Source organism: Microcystis sp. M113S1 (assembly GCF_020246945.1).
GTDB lineage: Bacteria > Cyanobacteriota > Cyanobacteriia > Cyanobacteriales > Microcystaceae > Microcystis.
Map to the genome: position 1 here is coordinate 1 of NZ_JADBSA010000116.1, position 2,638 is coordinate 2,638.

Annotated in this window: 5 protein-coding genes; 3 read left to right on the top strand and 2 right to left on the bottom strand. The window is 42.7% G+C overall.

Annotated elements, in window-relative coordinates:
- The coding region (locus IM319_RS06020; RefSeq protein ID WP_287734999.1) for an RNA-guided endonuclease InsQ/TnpB family protein at positions 1–437 on the top strand (437 nt) is incomplete at its 5' end.
- 119 nt (positions 438–556) lie between these two features.
- Here the strand turns inward: IM319_RS06020 and IM319_RS06025 are convergent.
- Positions 557–1,060: a hypothetical protein gene (locus IM319_RS06025; RefSeq protein WP_287077332.1), complete on the bottom strand. Its 504-nt coding sequence runs from the start codon at positions 1,058–1,060 to the stop codon at positions 557–559.
- Positions 1,060–1,245 carry a hypothetical protein gene (locus IM319_RS06030; protein ID WP_287735000.1) on the bottom strand — a complete coding sequence of 62 codons (186 nt, stop codon included), beginning with the start codon at positions 1,243–1,245 and terminating at the stop codon, positions 1,060–1,062. Before IM319_RS06030 ends, IM319_RS06025 begins: the two co-directional genes overlap by 1 nt.
- Before the next feature lie 80 nt (positions 1,246–1,325).
- On the opposite strand from IM319_RS06030, the gene IM319_RS06035 reads away from it, so the two are divergent.
- Positions 1,326–1,640, top strand: a complete 315-nt coding sequence (locus tag IM319_RS06035) for a hypothetical protein (RefSeq protein ID WP_286826468.1) — start codon at positions 1,326–1,328, stop codon at positions 1,638–1,640.
- 282 nt (positions 1,641–1,922) lie between these two features.
- Entirely contained in the window at positions 1,923–2,318 is a 396-nt protein-coding gene (locus IM319_RS06040) for a hypothetical protein (RefSeq protein ID WP_287735001.1), read from the top strand.
- The last annotated feature ends 320 nt before the right edge of the window (positions 2,319–2,638 follow it).

Genomic DNA, 2,638 nt, shown 5'->3' on the forward strand with positions numbered 1-2,638 from the left:
AACGTAGAGGCTTTGTCGAAAAAGAGGCATTGCGCGTGATTAAATCTAACGATTTCATCGCTCAGGTCAACTTAAATATTCAAGGCATGGTAAAAAACTCTAAACTAGCTAAATCTATTAATGATGTGGCTTGGTCAACTTTTCGGCAATGGTTAGAATATTTTGGTTTTAAATATGGTAAGGCTACGGTAGCAGTATCACCCCATAATACCAGTCAAAATTGTTCTAGCTGTGGTCAAAAAGTCCCTAAATCTCTATCTACGAGAACCCATATTTGTCCCCATTGTGGCTATGTAGAAGATAGAGATATTAACGCCGCTATCAATATTCTCAAAAAGGGACTAAGTACGGTAGGGCATACCGAAACTAATACGCTTAGGGAGAGATTCCCTCTGGTTTGGTTGGATACGTCCTGCCAGATTAAGGAAACTCAGTGAACCAAGAATCCCTCGCTTTTAGCGATGGGAGTGTCAATCTTAGATAGCAAGTTATTAAACTTGTTCGTTATATTGCTAAAACTAAAAAAAGCGGGTTGAACCCCGCTTGTAATCAAAAACTAAGCTAACTTAAAGGCATCTCGCCAACACCAGCGCAACAGGGTAAAAGCTATCAAACCTTTAACCACTTCTAGAAACCAGTAACCAATCTGCAAGGACATCATTTCTCCGGACATTCCCGATGTGGTAACGGGGGACAGTAAACCCATGGCGCTCAGATTGGGAGTGAGAAAATAGGTGTAAATTAGGGTGATTACTAAGAGAACACCGGCGAATAGGAGCGATCGATGTTCGGGGAGATGGATTAAGGTATGATAGCGGTGGAAGACAACAAAGCTACACAGCACAATCGCCGCACACACTAATTCCAGATGGTTAAAAATGCCAAATAGCAAGTAACCAGCACTGGCAAAGCCATTTTGTGTCATCATGCCAGCTACGGATAAGCTGGGGAGAATGATTAAATCGATGACGAAACTGGCACTTAACCAGAAACCGAGAACAACCATGGCTAGGGTTGTCCAATTAAACCAAGACCAATAACGCTCAACAAAAGTTTTCATTAGGCTTGCTCCTCCTTGCCCTTATAATTTAATTGTAAAGAGCGTTCGCCAAAATTTTGGCCAGTTTTTTGGTAATTCTTAGCAATTCTTATCAATTCTGAGGGCAACCAAACAATACCGCTCTTACCTCTAGATTTGGCTACCCGCTCGGGACGGAATTGTAAAGATTTATCAACAAGTGTCAAAAAAACCTTTAAATATTGACCAAGCTGACGATTCTAGACTTACCCTAAAACAATAACTAACTATCTAGGGGTTTACTGTTATGGATAAGGATTTTCGTAACTATCGCATGGTTTGCACCCTCACCTTCGGAGATATTTACGGACAAATAATCGTTTGGTTAATCGTTATTTTTCTTACTCTCGCTTCCACTCTAGCTCTTTGGAGTAGCACTAGACAAATTTTCGCCCTCGCTACCGTAGGGTTAGTCGTCGTCCTCTCTTTGCCTTTTTTACTCTTTGCTTTCGTTACTACCCTCCTCAATCATATTGAATTCGTTCCCATCGAAGCGGAAACCAACATTCGTCGCGGTTCTGTCCCCGGAGTTAGCGGCAGCCGTTTACCCGCAGCTGGCTAAATCCGACCAAATCCCCAATAAATAATCTAGAGACGTTGTCAGCAACGTCTCTAGCAGTTTTTGCCATTGTTTGCGTCGGGGTTTCTCATCCTTAATTTTTGTAAATTTTTGTAAATTTAACTTGTTTTTAAAAACTTTTTCTGGTAGGGATTATCCAGAGAAAAATAGATGAAAGAGGGAAATTGTCAAGATAATAATCTTGTTTGCTGCCTGATCCCGGTCAATGATAAATTTTAAAATACCTAGTCTTTTACATTTTCCCAACTCTCGGAGTGATCCCCGATGTTAAAAAATCTCTTTGGTGGCAAAAAATCTGACTTTTACCTAGAACTAAAAGAAACCGATGGTGAACAAAAAGCGACAGCAACCACGGCAGCAGCCGCGCCTGTTGTGGAAGCGCCTGCCCCTGCTGTGGAGTCTGCTCCCGCCCCCGTAGCCGAGAAAAAAGCCAAAAAAACTTCTGTTAAGAAAGAAAAGCAAGTAAAAGAAACTCCCGCCGCTCCTGTGAGCGCACCAGCACCCGTAGCCCCTACTAACGGTAAAGTAGAGCCGCAAGAAGTGGAATTTGCGACAAAATACTTGATTACTCCTAGTCTGTCTCGCCGTCGCCCTGGTCCAAGTTTGAATGGTTTCAAAGACATGGCGCGCAAGGCGAAACTACCTGCTAACCGCCGCTAAATCCCCCCGGATTGCTTTCTCAACAAAAAAAAGGAGAGCTTTCTTTGACTCTCCTTTTTCATCAGGGTGCATCTACTGAATCAACTGTAGCAGAGAGTTTTTTTGAGGTTGGTTATTTAGGCTACTGCCTAGAGTATTTTGGCGATAATTAGGGTCTGCTGAAAAAGTTTTTCGGTGGTGGTTGGGGGTTGGGGGTTGGGGGTTGGGGTGTGGGGTTTTACCCATTTTCAGGTGGTCAATTACCTAATTTTCAGGGAAAAAGTCCCTGAATTTTCCCCCCAATCACTCCAAGGGTCGGCACTTTTTGAGGGAAAAAAAGT

Bases quoted from the DNA above. Each gene is read 5' to 3' on its own strand.
- IM319_RS06025 (WP_287077332.1), bottom strand. From the start codon at position 1,060: ATGAAAACTTTTGTTGAGCGTTATTGGTCTTGGTTTAATTGGACAACC.
- IM319_RS06035 (WP_286826468.1), top strand. From the start codon at position 1,326: ATGGATAAGGATTTTCGTAACTATCGCATGGTTTGCACCCTCACCTTC.
- IM319_RS06040 (WP_287735001.1), top strand. From the start codon at position 1,923: ATGTTAAAAAATCTCTTTGGTGGCAAAAAATCTGACTTTTACCTAGAA.